A 16,964-nucleotide genomic window follows, 5' to 3' on the forward strand; every position below is an offset into this window, starting at 1 on the left:
AGTAATGCTCGGAGTCATCGCCGCCACCGCCACCGCCACCGCCACCGCAGCCCTCGCCGCGCCCGCCGTCGGGCTCTTCGCCCACCGGGCCGTGCGCCGGGCCGCCAATGCCCGCCTGATGCGGATCGAGACGCCGGGCGGCATCGACGAGCAGGGTTTCGTCCGCATCGGGGGGATCGAGCAGTGGATCTCCGTCCGGGGGGAGGACCGGGCCAACCCCGTGCTGCTGGAGATCCACGGTGGGCCCGGCGCCGCCAACTCCCCCTACGGCGCCCGTACCCGGTCCTGGGAGCGGCACTTCACGCTCGTGCGCTGGGACATGCGCGGCGCCGGGCTGACCTTCGCCCACGGCGGGCGGGAGGGCCAGGGCGCCGACGGCGGCGGGATCGGCTTCGAGCGGCTGTACGCGGACGCGCTGGAGGTCACCCACCACATCCGCGAGCGGCTCGGCGTGGAGCGGGTGGTGCTGATGCCGAGCTCCTTCGGCACGGTGTTCGGGCTCCGGCTGGCCCGCAGCCACCCCGAGCTGTACTCCGCGTACGTCGGCACCGACCAGAACGTCCAGGAGGCGGGCCGTGACACCTCCGCCTACGACGCCACCCTGGAGCGGCTCCGGGCGGCCGGCAAGGCCAAGGACGTGGCGAGGGTGGAGGCGATGGGGCCGGACCCGCGCCGGTGGAGCCCGGCGCAGCGGTCCTCGTACGACAAGCTGTGCGCGGGGAGCGACCCGCTGACGCTGGAGACCGTGAAGAAGGTGGTCCTGGGCTCGATGTGGCTGTCGCCGCTGTACTCCTTGAAGCACATCGCGGCGTACTTCAAGGCCCAGGCCTTCTCGGAGTCGGTGACGACCGGAACGGGCCGCTTCGACGACTGGGCGGACGGGACCCACTTCCAGGTGCCGTTCTTCGTGTTCCAGGGCGCCGAGGACGTGATCACCCCGGCAGCACGCGCGAAGGCGTACTTCGACGCGGTGGAGGCGCCGGTGAAGGCGTTCGCGCTGATCGAGGGCGCGAGCCACTTCGCGTCGTTCCGCGACCCGGAGCGCTTCCTGGAGCTCCTCCTGACCCACGTCCGCCCGGCGCTCGCGCCGGACCGTCCCGTCACCGCCTGACCGGGCCGGGCGCCCCACCCCCGACAGGGTCCGCGCCCGCGAGGGGCTCGCCCGCCGGCTCGGCCGCCGCCTCCACCGGACCGGTGAGGTCCGGCAGGCCGCCCTCGGCGATCCAGTTCAGGAACTTCTCGCGCTTACGCCGGTCATGGTGGGCCTCCTCGGCGTGGGGCGGCCTGCCCCTGTCCGCTTGAACGAACAGGCCGCCCGAGCCGTCACGCAGGCCCCTTACGCCCCCGCCCCCGCCCAGAGCCCCTCCGTCGTCAGCCCCAGCAGGTCGATGGCGTTGCCGCGCACGATGCGGTCCACGACGTCCGGGGCCAGGTGGCCCATCTGGGACTCGCCGACCTCGCGGGACTTCGGCCAGGTGGAGTCCGAGTGCGGGTAGTCCGTCTCGTAGAGGACGTTGCCGACCCCGATGGCGTCCAGGTTGCGGAGGCCAAAGGCGTCGTCGAAGAAGCAGCCGAAGACGTGCTCGGCGAACAGCTCGGCCGGCGGGCGCAGCACCTTGTCGGCGACTCCGCCCCAGCCTCGGTTCTCCTCCCAGACCACGTTCGCGCGCTCGAGGATGTAGGGGATCCACCCGATCTGGCCCTCGGCGTACATGATCTTCAGGTTGGGGAAGCGTTCGAACTTGCCGCTCATCAGCCAGTCGACCATCGAGAAGCAGCAGTTGGCGAAGGTGATGGTGGAGCCGACGGCCGGCGGGGCGTCTGCCGAGGTGGAGGGCATGCGCGAGGAGGAGCCGATGTGCATGGCGATGACCGTGCCGGTCTCGTCGCAGGCCTGGAGGAAGGGGTCCCACTCGTCGGTGTGGATCGAGGGGAGCCCCAGGTGCGGGGGTATCTCGGAGAAGGCGACCGCGCGCACGCCCCGCGCGGCGTTGCGGCGTACTTCGGCGGCGGCGAGGCGGGCGTCCCACAGGGGGACGAGGGTCAGGGGGATCAGGCGGCCGCGGGCTAGCGGGCCGCACCACTCCTCCACCATCCAGTCGTTGTAGGCCCGTACGCCGAGCAGGCCGAGTTCGCGGTCCTTGGCCTCGGTGAAGGTCTGGCCGCAGAAGCGCGGGAAGGTCGGGAAGCAGAGGGCGGACTGGACGTGGTTGACGTCCATGTCGGCGAGCCGCTCGGGAACCGAGAAGGAGCCCGGGCGCATCTGCTCGTAGGTGATGACTTCCAGCTTGATCTCGTCACGGTCGTACCCCACCGCGGTGTCGAGGCGGGTGAGCGGCCGGCGCAGGTCCTCGTACACCCACCAGTCGCCGACCGGGCCGTCGTCGCCCTTGGCCCCCATGACCGGGGCGAACTTGCCGCCGAGGAAGGTCATTTCCTTGAGCGGGGCGCGGACGATCCGGGGGCCGGTGTCGCGGTACTTGGCCGGGAGCCGGTCCCGCCAGACATGGGGGGGCTCCACCGTGTGGTCGTCCACCGAGATGATCTTCGGGAAGGTCTCCATGTGCTCTACCGTAGCGCTGAACTGACGAACCGTCAGCTATTCCCGCCGCAGTGGCACTCAGGCCGGGAGCGGATGCCTCCGCTACGGGCTGACGTGTACGCGCAACACAGGGCAGACTGACCCTTAAACCGACGGAAGGCAGGGGGGACGAGAGATGGACGGCGAACCGGCCATCCCGCACCAGCGGAACCACCCCGACGCGGCCCGGTCCCGGCCCGGCACCAGCACCACCGGCACCAGCACGGGCGCCGACACCAGCACGGGCACGGGCACCAGCCCGGGCACGGGCGCCGACACCGCCACCACCACCGCCGCCACCACCACCGGCACCCGTACCGGCACACCGCCCGACAGCCCCGTGCCCGCATCCCCCGAAGCGGCCGGCTCCCCCACGCCCCCCGCACCCCCCACACCCCCCGCCCCCGCCCCCGCCGACAACCGCTTCGCCGTCCTCGGCCCCGTCCGTGCCTGGCGCGGCAGCGAAGCCCTGCCCTCCGGCAGCCCCCAGCAGCGCGCCCTGCTCGCCGTGCTGCTGCTGCGCGACGGCCGCACCGCCACCGCGCCCGAGCTGATCGACGCCATCTGGGGCGAGGACCCCCCGCAGCAGGCCCTCGCCACCATCCGCACGTACGCCTCCCGGCTGCGCAAGGTGCTCGACCCCGAGCTGCTCGTCACCGACGCCGGCGGCTACGCGATCCGGCTGCGCCACCAGGAGGCCCTGGACCTCGGCATCGCCCGCAGCCTGGCCGCCGACGCCGAGAAGGCCCGCGCCGCCGGAGACCGCGCCCTGGCCCGTACGCTGCTGGCCCGCGCCCTGGACCTGTGGGACGGCGAACCCCTCGCCGGGGTACCCGGCCCGCACGCCGAGACCGAACGCACCCGGCTCGCCGAGTGGCGCCTCCAGCTGCTGGAGACCCGCCTCGACCTCGACCTGGAGGTCGGCCACCACGCCGAGGCCGTCTCCGAGCTGACCGCCCTCACCGCCGCCCACCCCCTGCGGGAGCGGCTGCGCGAGCTGCTGATGCTCGCCCTCTACCGCAGCGGCCGCCAGGCCGAGGCCCTCGCCGTGTACGCCGACACGCGCCGGCTCCTCGCCGAGGAACTCGGCGTCGACCCGCGCCCGGAGCTCTCCGCGCTCCAGCAGCGGATCCTGAACGCCGACGCCGAACTCGCCCGCGCCGAGGACCCCGTCCCGACGGCCGCGCCCGTACCCGTGAGGCCCGCGCAATTGCCCGCCACCGTCTCGGACTTCACCGGCCGCACCCCCTTCGTCGCCGAACTCGGGACGATCCTCGCCGGCGCCGAGGGCCAGGTCATGGCCGTCTCCGCGCTGGCCGGCATCGGCGGCGTCGGCAAGACCACCCTCGCCGTGCACGTCGCCCACGCCGCCCGGCCGCACTTCCCCGACGGCCAGCTCTACGTCGACCTCCAGGGCACCGAACCCCGCCCCGCCCTCCCCGAAGCCGTCCTCGGCTCCTTCCTGCGGGCCCTCGGCACCCCCGACAGCTCCATCCCCGACTCCCCCGCCGACCGGGCCGCGCTCTACCGCTCCATCCTCGACGGGCGCCGCGTCCTCGTACTGCTCGACAACGCCCGCGACGCCGCCCAGGTCCGCCCGCTGCTCCCGGGCACCGCCGGCTGCGCCGCCCTCGTCACCAGCCGGGTCCGGATGTCGGGCCTCGCCGGGGCCCATCTCGTCGACCTCGATGTGATGAGCCCCGAGGAGGCCCTACAGCTGTTCACCCGCATCGTGGGCACCGAACGGGTCGGCGCCGAACGCCAGGCCGCCCTCGACGTCGTCGGCGCCTGCGGGTTCCTGCCGCTCGCCATCCGCATCGCCGCCTCCCGGCTCGCCGCCCGCCGCACCTGGACCGTCTCCGTCCTCGCCGCCAAGCTCGCCGACGAGCGCCGCCGCCTCGACGAGCTCCAGGCCGGCGACCTCGCCGTCAAGGCCACCTTCGAGCTCGGCTACGGGCAGCTCGAGCCCGCCCAGCAGCGTGCCTTCCGCCTCCTCGGCCTCGCCGACGGCCCCGACATCTCCCTGGCCGCCGCGGCCGCCGTGCTCGAACTGCCCGAGTACGACACCGAGGACCTCCTCGAGGCTTTAGTCGACTGCTCCCTGCTGGAATCGGCCGCGCCCGGCCGCTACCGCTTCCACGACCTCGTACGCCTCTACGCGCGTGCGTGCGCCGAGCGCGACGAACAGAGCGGCGGCCGCGAGGACGCCCTGGACCGGCTCCTCGACTTCTACCTCGCCACCGCCGCCCGGGTCTACGGCGTCGAGCGGCCCGGCGACCGCCTCCCCGCCCACCTCAGCGCCACCCGCCACCCCGGCCTGACCCTCACCGACCCCCGCGCCGCCCTGGACTGGCTGTTCGCCGAGGCCGACCCGCTGCTGGCCTGCGTACGGCAGTCCGCCGGACGGCCGGGCGCCCTGCGCCGGGCCGTCGACCTGCTGTGGGCGGCCAAGGACCTCTCCGAGTCCGGCGCCAACTCCAAGCAGTACGAATCGGCCGCGCTGACCCTGCGCGAGGCCGCCCGCGCCGCACGGGACCCCCGGGCGGAGGGCCGCGCGCGGACCACCCTCACCATGGTCCACCTCTTCGCGGGCCGGTTCACCGAGGCCGACGACGAGGCCCGCCAGGCCATGGACCTGGCCCGCGAGGCCGGCGACCCGCTGCCCAGCTGCTGGGCGCCCAACGACCGCGGGATCACCGCCCTCTACCAGAAGCGGTACGAGGACGGCGAGCGCTACCTGCTGGAGGCCATAGAGAACTTCCGGGCCGACGGCAACCACATCGGCGAGGCCAGCGCCCTGTGCAACCTCTCCCGGATCCACGTCGGCCTGGGCCGCCTCGGCAGCGCCATAGACCTCGCCCGGCAGGGCATCGCCGTCTACGACCGGATGGGCCTGACCCTGCGCCTGGCCAACGGCCGCTACGCGCTGGGCATCGCCCTCACCCAGGCGGGCCGGCTCGCCGAGGCGCTGGACCAGCTCGGCGAGGCGCTGTCGCTCTTCCACGACAACCGCCAGCCACTGTGGGAGGGCGTCACCCACTTCCGGCTCGCCGAGGCCCACCTGGCGGCCCTGCGGCCCACCCTGGCCGCCAAGCACGCCGAGCAGGCCATCGCGCTGCGCGGGATCGGCGGGGAGTGGCGCCGGGCGACCGTGCTGACCGTGCTGGGCAAGGCGCTGCGGCGGCTGGGCCAGCCGGACCGGGCGCGGGCCTGCTGGCGGGACGCGGAGACGGTTTTCACCCAGCTCGGCTCATCCGAACTGGCAGAAGTGCAGGCACTGTTGGCGTCGGAGCTGGCGGCCTGAGGCCCCTGATCTGGGCGGTTCACGGATGGACGGGGCGTTCATCGTTCGTTTATCGCCGCGCGGCACGATAGGTGCATCGGCCCGGCGCGTCGGGGGGCACCCGGGCCGGCAGGAGGACTACCCGTTCGGCGGTCCACGGGGGAATCGCCGAACGGGACCGACTCACCATCAGGAGATCCGATGACGACGAACGAGAACAGCCTGCCGCTCGACGGCGACATCAGACCGCTCGACAACCACGCCTCGGGCGCCGACATCAATCCGCTGGACCCGCCGGCCGACCCGCCGGTGGTCAAGTCCACGGACAAGCCGCTCGACAACCACGCCTCCGGCGAGGAGATCGTGTCGCTGGACAACCACGCGTCCGGCCCGCGCCCGTAGTTCGGGCACGACGTACGGGGGACGTACGGGGGAAACGTACGGGGGGCCTTGAGCGGTCGTACGGGGGACGTACGGGGGAGCCGCTCGGGGACGTACGGGGGAACACGGGGGAACACGAGGGAAGAACGCCGGACGGACGGCCCACGGGGGAATTCGGGGGAATTCAGGGCCGTCCGACACGGGGGAACAGCACGGGGAAGCGGCGGCCGCGGTGGCCAGGAGGGGGACCACCGCGGCCGCCGCGCACCCGTGTCCGGATCCCCCCGCTGCCGTAGGGTGTGAGCGTGTTCACCTCACAGGGTCCCAGCCTGCGCGAACTGGCCGTCCAGGCCTTCTCCTCCGTCGAGCACGGCTACGACCTGCTCGCGCCCAAGTTCGACCGGACCCCCTTCCGCACCCCGGAGCGGATGCTCGACGCCGTCGAGGAGACCCTCGCCCAGCGGGAGGGATCCTTCGGCTCCGGCCTGGACGTCTGCTGCGGTACGGGCGCGGGCCTGGCGATGCTGCGCCGGCTGTGCCGGGACCGCGTCACCGGGGTCGACCTCAGCGCGGGCATGCTGGCCGAGGCCGCGCGGGCGCATCCCGAGGGAGTGGACCTCGTACGGGCCGACGCGCTGGAGCTGCCGCGGACGCTCGGGGACACGTACGACCTGGCGGTGAGCTTCGGGGCCTTCGGCCACTTCCTGCCGGCCGAGCGGCCCGCCCTCTTCGCCGGGGTGCACCGCGCGCTGCGGCCGGGCGGGGTCTTCGCCTTCCCCGTCGGCGCCCCGGTCCCGCCCACCTCGCCGGCCTGGTGGGCGGTGGCCGGCTTCGACGCGGCGATGCGGGTGCGCAACGCCGTGTGGCGCCCGCCCTTCGTGATGTACTACCGCACCTTCCCGTTCGGCCCGGTCCGCGCGGACCTCACGGCGGCGGGCTTCCGGGTGGAGACGGCCCCGCTGGAGCACTTCGGCCACCGGAAGGACGGCAGCCCGCACTGGCGGCTGGTCCTGGCCCGGAAGGACTCCTAGCGGGCCGTCCGGGCCGTCCCGCTCACCAGATCCGGTCGAAGGTGAGCCGGACCCGCTCCTGGTCGGTGAGGTCGTTGCCGTCGCGCAGGCGGGCCATGTCATTGCCGGACAGGGCGCGCCCGTAGATCCGTACGTCGTCCAGCGCGCCCGCGTAGAAGGCCTTGTAGTCGGGCTGCGTGCCGAGGTGGACGGTGAAGGCTCCGGTGGGCCGGAAGTCCATCTGGTCGGGGGTGAGTCCGGTGGTGGCGGCCGGGGCGCCGTCCACGGACAGTTCGAGCCGGGTGCCCTTGCGCTGGAGGACCACGTGGTGCCAGGCGTCGTCGTCGACGCGGGTGCGGGTGGCCACGGAGGCGGGGCCGGTGCCGGCGTTGACGGTGGCTTCGAGGCCGCCGGTCGCGGGGTCGGCCTCGATGCGGAACTGCTTGGCGGCCGGGCCCTGGCCGTAGCCCCACACGAGCGGCTGGCGCAGCCCGCTGTCCCGGTCCTGGCCGCGGGTCTTGTACTTGACCCAGGTGGCGACCGCGAAGTCCCCCTCGCCGATGCGCAGTTCGTCGGGGCAGTCGATCAGGCGCAGGAAGTCGTCCTTGCCGTCGAAGCGCATGGCCTTCCCGCCGTCGGGACGGTTGCCGAGCTTCGGGGCTCCGTGGACGACGGCGTGGTTGTGGTACGGGGTGGCGTCGGTGGTGCGGCGCGGGGTGAGGTCCTCGGTGGCCGCCTGGAGCTCGTGGGGGCCGAAGGCGGTGAACTTGATGTAGCCGTGCGGGGTGCCGTTGGCGGTCTCGTAGAGCATGCCGACCCGGCCGCCCGGCAGGACCGTCATGTCCGAGTAGCCGGCGCGCTCGCGCAGGACGACGGCGCCGCCCTTCGACCAGGTGCGGCCCTCGTCCTTCGAGGTGCGCACGGCCAGGGTCCAGCGGTCGGAGAACTCCGCGCCGGGGCGGCTGGGCGCCGACAGCAGCAGGGGTCCGCCGGGCAGCTGGAGCACCGACCCGGAGGCGGGCGGGGCCGGCAGGGCGGGGACCGGCAGGAAGCCGGGCTCCGGGACGGCGGGCGCGGCGGCGTCCTCGACGATCGCCGCCACGCGGTGGTCGGCGGTGCCGCAGGTGGCGGTGGAGCGGGCGTTGACGTAGATCCGGCCGTCGGGGAGCTGGGTCAGGGCGGGCTCGTTGGGGGCGGGGGTGCCCTCGGGGGCGCCCCAGCGGGCGCCGGGCCGCCAGGTGAGGCCGCCGTCGTCGCTGTAGAGGAGCTGGGCGCCGGACTCGTTGGACTCGGTGCGGTAGTCGGCGCTGACGACGAGCCGGCCGGGGCGGTCGGGGCGGGTCGGGGTCAGCTGGATGCCGTGGCCGGGGCCGACGGACACCCAGGCCCAGTCGGCGCCCTTGAGCTGGGGCTGCGGGGCGGGGTCGGTGCTCCAGCCGGCGCCGTCGTCGGTGCTGTGGGCCAGGCGCAGTTCGCGGGGGCCGCGGACGCGGTTGCCGTCGGCGTCGGGGGTCCAGGTGCTGTAGGCGTGGAGCAGGGTGATGCGTCCGGAGGCGGAGTCCACGACGGGGACGGGGTTGCCGTAGGCGCCGGGGTCGCCGGCGCCCCGGACGACCTGCATGGGGCCCCAGGTGCGGCCCTCGTCGGTGGACCGCTTCAGGACGAGGTCGATGTCGCCGATGTCGTTGCAGCTCGCGGTGCGGGCCTCGGCGATGGCCAGCAGGGTGCCGTCCTTGGTGGTGATGAGGGTGGGGATGCGGTAGCAGTCGTAGCCCTCGGTGAAGGCGCTGAACGGCGCGGACACGGCGGCGGTCAGCCCGCCCGGCCGCTTCGCCGCGCCGCCGCCGGCGGCGCCCGGCTTGCCCCCTCCGGCGGGCGCGCCGGGCAGCAGGACGACGGCGACGAGGACCAGCGCGACGAGGGCGGCGGCCCCGATCCAGACCCGGACGCCCCAGCGGATTCGAACACCTGCTTGTTGCGAGCTCACCCGTGCAGGCTAACTCGGCCTCTGCGCGGGGGTGGTCAGGGGCGGGTCCGGGGCGAGTCGGGGCGGTCGGGCGGGGCGGGTCCGGGGCGGGTCGGGGTGGTCAGCGCTTCCTGAGCTCCGTCTTCAGGACCTTGCCGCCGGCGTTGCGCGGGAGGGCGGGGAGGAACTCCACCTCCCTGGGCACCTTGTAGTTGGCCATCTCCCGGCGGGACCAGGCGATCAGGTCGTCGGCGGTGAGGGTGGAGCCGGGGCGGCGGACCGCGTACGCCTTGCCGACCTCGCCGAGCCGGGGGTCGGGGACGCCGACCACCGCGATGTCGGCGATGTCCGGGTGCAGGCCGAGAAGTTGCTCGATCTCGGCGGGGTAGGCGTTGAAGCCGCCGACGATGAACATGTCCTTGATCCGGTCGGTGATGCGCAGGTTGCCGGCGGCGTCGAGGACGCCGACGTCGCCGGTGCGCAGCCAGCCCTCGGGGGTGATGGCGTCGGCCGTGCCCTCGGGGTCCTCGAAGTAGCCGCGCATGACGTGGTGGCCGCGGACCCGGACCTCGCCGGCCGCACCGGCCGGGAGGGCGGCCCCGTCCGGGCCGGTGACGCGTACCTCCGTGTCGGGGATGGCCCGCCCGGAGGTGGCGGCGACGACCTCGGCCGGGTCGTCGCGGCGGCACATGGTGACGAAGCCGCCGGCCTCGGAGAGCCCGTACGCGGTCAGGACGGTGGCGATGCGCAGTTCGGCGCGGAGCCGTTCGACCAGCTGGAGGGGGACCACGGCGGCGCCGGTGACGACCAGGCGCAGGGCGGACAGGTCGTGCTGGGCGCGCTGGGGGTGGTCGAGGAGGGACTGGTGGAGGGTCGGCGGCCCGGGGAGTACGGAGATCCGCTCGGCGGCGATGTTGGCCATGACGGTGTCGACGTTGAAGACGGGCTGGGGGACCATCGTGGCGCCGCGCATCAGGCAGGCGATGATCCCGGCCTTGTAGCCGAAGGTGTGGAAGAAGGGGTTCACGATCAGGTAGCGGTCGCCCTCGCGCAGTCCGGCGAGCTCGCTCCACACGGCGTAGCAGCGCAGGGTCTGGGCGTGGGTGATGACGGCGCCCTTGGGGCTGCCGGTGGTGCCAGAGGTGAAGATGATGTCGGAGGGGGTGTCGGGGCGTATCGCGTCGGCGCGTGCGCGGACGGCCGCGGCGGGGACCGCGTCCCCGTCGGCGAGGAACTCCTTCCAGGTGCGGAAGGCGTCGGGGGCGTCGTCGGCGAGGACGACGACCTGCTCCAGGTGGGGCAGTGCGGGCAGCGGCCCGGTTCCGGGGCCCTCGGCGGCGGCGCGGCGCAGGGAGGCGACGTAGGAGGTGCCGAGGAAGGTGCCGGTGACGAACAGCAGGCGGGCCCGGCTGCGCCGGAGGACGTACGCGGCTTCCGTGCCCTTGAAGCGGGTGTTGAGGGGGACGAGCACCGCTCCGGCGGAGACGGCGCCGAGGGCGGAGACGATCCACTCGAGGGTGTTGGGCGCCCAGACGGCGACCCGGTCGCCGGGTTCGGTTCCGGCGGCGAGGCAGGCCGCGGCGGCCCGTTCGACGCGGGCGCCGAGCTCGGCGTAGGTGATCCGGACCCGGCCGTCGACGACGGCCTCGCGGTCGCCGTACCGCTCGGCGGCGTCGCGTACGAGCCCGCCGACGGTGGCCCAGCGCAGGTCGCCCCGGGGGTCGGCGGAGCCGGCTCCGGGGGCCGCTCCCGCGTCGTGTGCGAAACCTTCGGCGCCCGCGCCCTCTTCCATCGCCCGCCCCTCCCAGGATCCCAGTAGCTGACTATCCGTCAGATTAGCTGTAGCCTTCGCGGCTGTCAGTACTGGTGCAACCGGAGGTGGCGATGGCGGCAACGCTCAAGGACGCTACGGCAATCGTCGGCATCGGCCAGACCGCCTTTGCCAAAAACCTGCCGTCGTCCGAGAAGGAACTGGCCTGCCGGGCCGTCCTCGCGGCGCTCGCCGACGCCGGCATCGCGCCCGCCGAGGTCGACGCCTTCGCCTCCTACACGATGGAGGAGACCGACGAGGTCGAGGTCGCCAAGGCCATCGGCGCCGGCGACGTCACCTTCTTCTCCAAGATCGGTTACGGCGGCGGCGGTTCCTGCGCCACCGTCGGCCACCTCGCCGCCGCGATCGCCACCGGCCAGGCCACCGTCGGCGTCGCCTGGCGCTCCAGAAAACGCGGCTCCGGGCCGCGCCCCTGGAAGAACACCGCCGTCCAGCTCCCCACCCCCGGCCAGTGGACCCGCCCCTTCGGGCTGCTGCGCCCCGCCGACGAGATAGGCATGCTGGCGCGCCGCTACATGCACGAGTACGGGGCCACCCGCGACCACCTCTTCAACGTCGCGATGGCCTGCCGCAACCGGGCCAACGAGAACCCCGCCGCGATGATGTACGAACGCCCGCTGACCCGCGAGATGTACATGACCTCCCGCATGATCAGCGAGCCGCTCTGCCTGTTCGACAACTGCCTGGAGACCGACGGGGCGCTCGCCTGCGTGATCGTCTCCGCCGAACGCGCCCGCGACTGCCGCCAGAAGCCCGTCTACGTGCACTCCGCCGCCCAGGGGCTGCCCGCCCAGCACCACGGGATGGTCAACTACTGGAACGACGACCCGCTGACCGGCCCCGCCTGGACCGCCGCCCGCCACCTGTGGAAGCAGGCCGACTTCGGGCCCGCGGACGTGGACGTCGCCCAGATCTACGACGCCTTCACCCCCCTGATCCCGCTCTCCCTCGAGGGCTACGGCTTCTGCGGGCGCGGCGAGGGCGCCGCCTTCACCGAGGGCGGGGCCCTGGAGATCGGCGGCCGGCTCCCGGTCAACACCGGCGGCGGCGGGCTGAGCGAGGCCTACGTGCACGGCTTCAACCTGATCAACGAGGGCGTCAAGCAACTGCGCGGCACCTCCACCGCCCAGGTGCCGGACGCCGCGACCTGCCTGGTGACGGCGGGCGAGGGCGTACCCACGTCCGCGATCCTGCTGCGCGTGTGAGGAGCCGACCCATGACGACCGTACCGACCGCGCCGACTACGCCGACCGCGACGACCCCGGCGACCCCGGCGGCCGCGCCGACCGCGCCGGCCGCGCCGACCGCGCCGGCCGCGCCGACCGCGCCGGCGGACGCCGCCGCCGACGGACTGCTGCTGCCCGTCCCCGACGAGGACGGCGCCCCCTTCTGGGCGTACGCCGCCCAAGGCGAACTCCGCGTCCAGGCCTGCACCGCCTGCGGCCGCCTGCGCTTCCCCCCGCGACCCTGCTGCCCGCACTGCCAGTCCTTCGACAGCGAGTGGCGCCCGGTGAGCGGCCGGGGCCGGATCTGGTCCTACGTCCGGCCGCACCCGCCACTGCTGCCCGCGTACGCCGCGCAGGCCCCGTACAACGTCATCCTCGTGGAGCTCGCCGACGCGCCGGGGATCCGGCTGGCCGGGAACCTGGTCGCCTCGGCCGACGCCCCGCTGAACTCGGTGGACCCGGCCCGGCTGCGCATCGGCGCCCGGGTGCAGGTGGTCTTCACCGAGAGCGGCGGCATGAGCGTGCCGCGCTGGGTCCTGGAGAAGCCGTGACGCTGCGGGTGGAGCGGGACAAGACGACCGGGGTCGCGGTCGTCACCCTGGACCGGGAGCACCGGCACAACGCGATCGACCTGGAGACCGCGGCCGCGCTGGCCGCGGTGTGGCGGGAGCTGCGCTTCGACGAGGACGTGCGGGCGGCGGTGGTGACCGGCGCGGGCACGGCCGCCTTCTGCACCGGGATCGACCGGTCGGCGCAGGTGCCGCAGCCGGCCTCCCCGTACTCCGTAGACGACCCGCTGATCGCCATCGGGCCGAAGGCGAACGACCTGTGGAAGCCGGTGATCGCCGCCGTCAACGGCATGGCCTGCGGCGGGGCCTTCTACCTGCTGGGCGAGGCGGAGTTCATCGTCTCCTCCACGAGCGCCACGTACTTCGACCCGCACACCGCCTACGGGATGGTCAGCGCCTACGAGGCCGTGTACATGGCGCAGCGGATGCCCTTCGGCGAGGCCGCCCGGATGTCCCTGATGGGCACGGCGGAACGGCTCTCCGCGCGCCGGGCGTACGAGATCGGGCTGGTCTCCGAGCTGGCCGAGCCCGGGGAACTCCTCGGGGCGGCGCTGCGCTCGGCCGAGACCCTGGCGGGGTTCCCGACGGAGGGCGTACAGGGCACCGTACGGGCCCTGTGGTCGGCGAAGCGGGCCGCGCTGCGCCAGGCCCTGGACCAGGCGCCGGCGCTGATCGCGCTGGGGAACCTGACGCCGGAGCGGCAGGCGGAGCTCTTCGCGTCCCGGCGGCCGGGGTCGCAGTTCCGTCTGCGGTGACCGGTCCACGGTGCGTCAGATGCTGCGGGCGGTGATGTCGCCGTAAGCGGTGGTGGCGTGGATGTTCAGGGCGGCGGCGGGGCCATCGGTGTTGCCGAGGGTGTTGTGGATGCGGCCGTAGCCGGTGCCGGCGTCGAGGGTGGCGGAGGTCCCGCGGGCGGCGCCGACCGAGATCCCGCCGTGCTCGGTGCGCAGCGTGATCGTGCCGGCGATGGCCTCGGTGATGCGGAGGTCGCCCTTCTGGGTGCTGATCTCCGCGGGACCGCCCAGGCGGCCGACCTCGACGTCGCCGGCCTGGAGGGTGAGGCGGGCGCTCACGGCCTCGTCGAGCTTGACCGTGCCGTGCGCGGCCTCGAAGGCGACGTCGCCGAGGCGGCCGACGCCCCGGAACTCCGCGCTGGCGGCCTTCGCCTCGACGCGGGAGCCGGCGGGCAGCTGGACGGTGACCTCGACGGCACCGGAGTTGCCGAGGAGCTGGTTCTTCGCCGGTCCGCCCTTGATCCGCAGGACGCCGTCGCGGTAGTCGACGGTGGTCTGCTGCGCGGCCTTCACGTCGCGGCCCTTCGAGGCGTCCGCCGGCAGGACCTCGACCGTGGTGTCGGCCCGGTCGGCGGCGATGAACCGGACGCGGCCGGCGGGGATGTCGAGGACGGCGGAGACCGGGGCGGTGGTGTCGAACTTCTGCATGATGCTTTCCTTCGCTTCGTTTCGCTGCGCTTGTTTCTGACGATGGAAAAGCTACGTTGTGTTCAATGACAGAGCAACAAGTTCGTTGCATCAGAACTGCATATGCGCAGCTCAGGGCCATCACATCGTTGCAAGAGTTCTGATTTCAACGCAACATCAGTCGCCCGCTCGTTGCATTGGATGGAAAATGAACGCTATGCTGGCGGCACCGCAAGCAAGCGTCAAGGGAGATCACCGTGCCGGGAGGCAGGCTCACTCAGCAGGAACGCCAGCAGATCGCTCTGGGGCTGGCCGACGACCTCGCCTACGCGGAGATCGCCAGACGTCTCGACCGCCCCACCTCGACGGTCACCCGTGAGGTGATGCGCAACGGCGGCCCCACCGCCTACCGCGCCGACCTGGCCCACCGCGCCACCGAACAGCGCGCCCACCGCCGCAAGCGCGCCGCGCCCCGGGACCCCAGCGCGCCCCCGCAGGCCCACGGGCGCGACGGCGAGGCCGTGCGCGCGTACGAGGAGACGTTCGCGACCGTCTTCATGCAGTCGGGCCTGCCCAATATGACGGCCCGGGTGCTCGCCAGCCTCTACACCACCGACTCCGGCACCCTCACCGCCTCCGAACTCGTCCAGCGCCTCCAGGTCAGCCCGGCGTCCGTCTCCAAGGCGATCACGTTCCTCGAGAGCCAGGGCCTCGTCCGCCGGGAACGCGACGAACGCCGCCGCGAGCGCTACGTCGTCGACGACGACGTCCACTACCAGTCGATGATGGCCAGTGCCCGCGCCACCGCCCACCTCGCGGACATCGCCCGGCAGGGCGTCCCGGTACTCGGCCACGGCACCCCGGCCGCCGTCCGCCTGGAGAACATCGCCCGCTTCGTCACCTTCGTCTCCGAGAACATCGCCCGCGCCGCGGACCAGGCCCGCGAGATCCTCCACACGAAGCCCGAGACGGCCCCGGACGGCGCCTCCGGGCCGGACGCGGACCGGGGATAGGCGGCCGGCCCGAAGCCCGCCGCGACCCCGGGCTCCCGCCGGACGTTTCGGCATTCACCACCCCGCACCCGGAACGCGTTGCTCCATTCTCTGCGCCACCAGCGAAGACTCCCCTCCGCCCGGGCTGCGCCACCGAAATCCGTGGTTGCATCCCGAGCACCGAACCCGGCGGCGAACCGCACCCGTACCGCGTCCCTTCGGTGGCAACGAACCACCACGAGGAGCACGGCACCTGTGCGCACCACCATCGCCACCGAGGTCACGATCGACGCGACACCCGAAGAGGTCTGGGAGGTCCTGGCGGACCTGCCCCGCTACTGCACCTGGAACCCCTTCATCCGGCAGGCCGCCGGCGAGGTGGTGCCCGGCGGGCGGCTGACCCTGACGATGTACCCGGAGTCGGGGAGGCCGACGACCTCCCGGCCGACGGTCGTGGTGTCCGTGCCCGGCGCCGAGCTCCGCTGGGCCGGGCACTTCCTCGTCCGCGGGCTCCTCGACGGCGAGCACTTCCTGCGCCTCTCCGAGGGCCCGGGCCGCACCACCCGGCTGGAGCACGGGAAGCGCTTCCGCGGCCTGCTGGTCCCCTTCCTCGGCGAACGGCTCGCGGGGACCGCCCGCAACATCACCGCGATGAACGCGGCCCTGCGCACCCGCGTCGAATCGGCCCGCACCCCGCGCTGAAGCGGGCTCCGGCCAGCGTGCGGTCCCCCGGGCCCGGGCGTAGCGACCGCTTCCTCACGCACCCCTCGCACCCCTCGGCCCCGGGGGGCCTCGCGGGCTTCGGGCCGCTGCGCCGGACTCCGTCCGGCGTGCGGGGCCAGGGGCCCGGGCGTAGCGTCGGGATCACGACCCCTACCCCGGAGGGCCGGGCATGATCCGCAACGCAATCGGCTCGCTCATGGGTCTGATCGGAGCGACGGCCGCCGTCTGGAGCCCCTTCCGTGCCTGGTACGACGGCCGTCTCGGGCGCGACTACCGGATCGAGGAGCTGTTCTCCGGCTCCGGCATCACCACCGACAAGGCCGCGCTGCTGGGCTCCCTCCTGCTGCCGTGCCTCCTAGCGGCGCTGCTCACGCTGGCCGCGGTCCTGCGGCGCTCGCGGCTGCTGATGGCGCTCGCCGGGGCCGTGGTCCTGGGCTTCGCGGTCGGGTGGATCAGGCAGCGTCGACGACGCCGGAGGCGGCGATCTCGATCTTGCTGCGGGTGGTGCCGGACGCGGAGCCCAGGCCCTCGATCTTGTCGACCACGTCCTGGCCCTCGACGACCTCGCCGAAGACGACGTGCTTGCCGTCCAGCCACGGGGTGAGGACGGTGGTGATGAAGAACTGCGAGCCGTTGGTGTTGCGGCCGGCGTTCGCCATCGACAGCAGGTACTTGCGGTCGTGCTTCAGGTCGAAGTTCTCGTCCTCGAACTTCGCGCCGTAGATGCTCTTGCCGCCGGTGCCGTTGTGGTTGGTGAAGTCACCGCCCTGGAGCATGAACTGGGGGATGACGCGGTGGAAGCCCGAGCCGGCGTAGCCGTAGCCGTTCTGGCCGGTGGCCAGCTCGCGGAAGTTCCGGGCCGTCCTCGGGACGACCTTGTCGAACAGGGCGAAGACGATGCGGCCGGCGGGGGCGCCGTCGATGTTGATGTCGAAGTAAACGTTGCTCATGGGTCCCATCCTGTCACTCCCGGTACGAACC

Annotated in this window: 13 protein-coding genes and 2 pseudogenes; 10 read left to right on the forward strand and 5 right to left on the reverse strand. The window is 73.4% G+C overall.

Features of this window, described 5'->3' with window-relative positions; translation table 11 throughout:
• Nucleotides 1-4: 4 nt before the first annotated feature.
• Nucleotides 5-1,111, forward strand: a complete 1,107-nt coding sequence (locus OOK34_RS09080) for an alpha/beta fold hydrolase (protein WP_267033350.1) — start codon at nucleotides 5-7, stop codon at nucleotides 1,109-1,111.
• 225 nt (nucleotides 1,112-1,336) lie between these two features.
• Here OOK34_RS09080 and OOK34_RS09085 read toward each other — a convergent pair whose 3' ends face one another.
• Complete coding sequence (locus OOK34_RS09085) at nucleotides 1,337-2,563, reverse strand: amidohydrolase family protein (protein WP_267033351.1); 1,227 nt, start codon at nucleotides 2,561-2,563, stop codon at nucleotides 1,337-1,339.
• Nucleotides 2,564-2,717: 154 nt separating this feature from the next.
• Between OOK34_RS09085 and OOK34_RS09090 the strand changes: the two genes are divergently transcribed.
• The 3 genes from OOK34_RS09090 (at nucleotide 2,718) to OOK34_RS09100 (ending at nucleotide 7,276) form a co-directional block, all read left to right on the forward strand.
• Nucleotides 2,718-5,885 carry a BTAD domain-containing putative transcriptional regulator gene (locus OOK34_RS09090; RefSeq protein ID WP_267033352.1) on the forward strand — a complete coding sequence of 1,056 codons (3,168 nt, stop codon included), beginning with the start codon at nucleotides 2,718-2,720 and terminating at the stop codon, nucleotides 5,883-5,885.
• A 180-nt stretch (nucleotides 5,886-6,065) separates the two neighbouring features.
• Entirely contained in the window at nucleotides 6,066-6,266 is a 201-nt protein-coding gene (locus OOK34_RS09095; protein ID WP_267033353.1) for a hypothetical protein, read from the forward strand.
• Between the two features lie 284 nt (nucleotides 6,267-6,550).
• Nucleotides 6,551-7,276, forward strand: a complete 726-nt coding sequence (locus OOK34_RS09100; RefSeq protein ID WP_267033354.1) for a class I SAM-dependent methyltransferase — start codon at nucleotides 6,551-6,553, stop codon at nucleotides 7,274-7,276.
• A gap of 22 nt (nucleotides 7,277-7,298) precedes the next feature.
• Here the strand turns inward: OOK34_RS09100 and OOK34_RS09105 are convergent, their stop codons facing one another.
• Both OOK34_RS09105 and OOK34_RS09110 read right to left on the reverse strand, forming a co-directional pair.
• Nucleotides 7,299-9,242 carry a sialidase family protein gene (locus OOK34_RS09105; protein ID WP_267033355.1) on the reverse strand — a complete coding sequence of 648 codons (1,944 nt, stop codon included), beginning with the start codon at nucleotides 9,240-9,242 and terminating at the stop codon, nucleotides 7,299-7,301.
• 100 nt (nucleotides 9,243-9,342) lie between these two features.
• Nucleotides 9,343-11,013, reverse strand: coding sequence for a FadD3 family acyl-CoA ligase (locus OOK34_RS09110; protein WP_267033356.1), 1,671 nt, complete (start codon nucleotides 11,011-11,013; stop codon nucleotides 9,343-9,345).
• A gap of 92 nt (nucleotides 11,014-11,105) precedes the next feature.
• On the opposite strand from OOK34_RS09110, the gene OOK34_RS09115 reads away from it, so the two are divergent.
• From OOK34_RS09115 to OOK34_RS09125, 3 genes are all read left to right on the forward strand, one after another.
• Nucleotides 11,106-12,257, forward strand: coding sequence for a lipid-transfer protein (locus tag OOK34_RS09115; RefSeq protein WP_267033357.1), 1,152 nt, complete (start codon nucleotides 11,106-11,108; stop codon nucleotides 12,255-12,257).
• A 146-nt stretch (nucleotides 12,258-12,403) separates the two neighbouring features.
• Nucleotides 12,404-12,829 carry a Zn-ribbon domain-containing OB-fold protein gene (locus tag OOK34_RS09120; protein ID WP_267036674.1) on the forward strand — a complete coding sequence of 142 codons (426 nt, stop codon included), beginning with the start codon at nucleotides 12,404-12,406 and terminating at the stop codon, nucleotides 12,827-12,829.
• The gene (locus OOK34_RS09125) at nucleotides 12,826-13,602 is read left to right on the forward strand and encodes an enoyl-CoA hydratase/isomerase family protein (RefSeq protein WP_267033358.1); all 777 of its coding nucleotides are present in this window, start codon (nucleotides 12,826-12,828) and stop codon (nucleotides 13,600-13,602) included. Before OOK34_RS09120 ends, OOK34_RS09125 begins: the two co-directional genes overlap by 4 nt.
• Before the next feature lie 15 nt (nucleotides 13,603-13,617).
• On the opposite strand, the gene OOK34_RS09130 is transcribed toward OOK34_RS09125, so the two are convergent.
• Nucleotides 13,618-14,289 carry a DUF4097 family beta strand repeat-containing protein gene (locus tag OOK34_RS09130; protein WP_267033359.1) on the reverse strand — a complete coding sequence of 224 codons (672 nt, stop codon included), beginning with the start codon at nucleotides 14,287-14,289 and terminating at the stop codon, nucleotides 13,618-13,620.
• 236 nt (nucleotides 14,290-14,525) lie between these two features.
• Between OOK34_RS09130 and OOK34_RS09135 the strand changes: the two are divergent.
• The 3 genes and pseudogenes from OOK34_RS09135 to OOK34_RS09145 form a co-directional block, all read left to right on the forward strand.
• Nucleotides 14,526-14,723, forward strand: a pseudogene (locus OOK34_RS09135) (helix-turn-helix domain-containing protein); the annotation flags it as partial.
• Nucleotides 14,724-14,843: 120 nt separating this feature from the next.
• Nucleotides 14,844-15,281, forward strand: a pseudogene (locus tag OOK34_RS09140) (MarR family transcriptional regulator); the annotation flags it as partial.
• A gap of 234 nt (nucleotides 15,282-15,515) precedes the next feature.
• Nucleotides 15,516-15,962, forward strand: a complete 447-nt coding sequence (locus tag OOK34_RS09145; protein ID WP_267033360.1) for an SRPBCC domain-containing protein — start codon at nucleotides 15,516-15,518, stop codon at nucleotides 15,960-15,962.
• A 473-nt stretch (nucleotides 15,963-16,435) separates the two neighbouring features.
• Here the strand turns inward: OOK34_RS09145 and OOK34_RS09150 are convergent, their stop codons facing one another.
• Nucleotides 16,436-16,933 carry a peptidylprolyl isomerase gene (locus OOK34_RS09150; RefSeq protein ID WP_267033361.1) on the reverse strand — a complete coding sequence of 166 codons (498 nt, stop codon included), beginning with the start codon at nucleotides 16,931-16,933 and terminating at the stop codon, nucleotides 16,436-16,438.
• Nucleotides 16,934-16,964 lie beyond the last annotated feature (31 nt).

The sequence above is a fragment of the Streptomyces sp. NBC_00091 genome, from assembly GCF_026343185.1.
In the GTDB taxonomy this organism is placed as follows: domain Bacteria; phylum Actinomycetota; class Actinomycetes; order Streptomycetales; family Streptomycetaceae; genus Streptomyces.

Bases quoted from the DNA above. Each gene is read 5' to 3' on its own strand.
- OOK34_RS09080 (WP_267033350.1), top strand. From the start codon at position 5: ATGCTCGGAGTCATCGCCGCCACCGCCACCGCCACCGCCACCGCAGCC.
- OOK34_RS09085 (WP_267033351.1), bottom strand. From the start codon at position 2,563: ATGGAGACCTTCCCGAAGATCATCTCGGTGGACGACCACACGGTGGAG.
- OOK34_RS09090 (WP_267033352.1), top strand. From the start codon at position 2,718: ATGGACGGCGAACCGGCCATCCCGCACCAGCGGAACCACCCCGACGCG.
- OOK34_RS09095 (WP_267033353.1), top strand. From the start codon at position 6,066: ATGACGACGAACGAGAACAGCCTGCCGCTCGACGGCGACATCAGACCG.
- OOK34_RS09110 (WP_267033356.1), bottom strand. From the start codon at position 11,013: ATGGAAGAGGGCGCGGGCGCCGAAGGTTTCGCACACGACGCGGGAGCG.
- OOK34_RS09115 (WP_267033357.1), top strand. From the start codon at position 11,106: ATGGCGGCAACGCTCAAGGACGCTACGGCAATCGTCGGCATCGGCCAG.
- OOK34_RS09130 (WP_267033359.1), bottom strand. From the start codon at position 14,289: ATGCAGAAGTTCGACACCACCGCCCCGGTCTCCGCCGTCCTCGACATC.
- OOK34_RS09150 (WP_267033361.1), bottom strand. From the start codon at position 16,933: ATGAGCAACGTTTACTTCGACATCAACATCGACGGCGCCCCCGCCGGC.